The 462-nt window shown below is 44.6% G+C and carries 1 protein-coding gene; it reads right to left on the minus strand.

The window, feature by feature from the left end; genetic code table 11:
* On the minus strand, nt 1-462 hold a 462-nt coding region (gene mbhE, locus AY633_RS10370; RefSeq protein ID WP_145915677.1), incomplete at both ends, for a hydrogen gas-evolving membrane-bound hydrogenase subunit E.

The raw sequence follows: 462 nt of genomic DNA on the forward strand, positions 1-462 counted from the left end.
TCTTTTACTTTTGTTTTAATCATGCTGTAAATGCCGAGAGCGGCTATTGTTAATACCGTAATTTCAAACATTGTATCAAATCCCCTGAAATCAACAAGAATGACATTGACGACATTATCCCCTCCGCCGAGATCGTGGCTGTGTTTGACAAAGAAGGACGCAATGCTGTCTTTTGTCCGCTGGCTTGAGGATGCGATACCGAGCAGAGTAACGATAACACCGACGCCTAAAGAAATGATAAAAGTCGTCATCCGGAACGTTCTCGTTTTTGTTTTCAGCCTCAGTTTCGGCAAATGGTAGAAGCAAAGCAGAAACAGTGCCACAGAAATCGTTTCAATGACGAGCTGAGTCAATGCCAAGTCCGGCGCTCTGAAAATGACAAAAAACAATGCAAGCGTATAACCGACAACGCCGAGTGCAATGATCGCCGTCAGTCTTGACCTAGCAAAAACAGTCGCCACT

The sequence above is a fragment of the Planococcus maritimus genome, from assembly GCF_001592825.1.
In the GTDB taxonomy this organism is placed as follows: domain Bacteria; phylum Bacillota; class Bacilli; order Bacillales_A; family Planococcaceae; genus Planococcus; species Planococcus maritimus_C.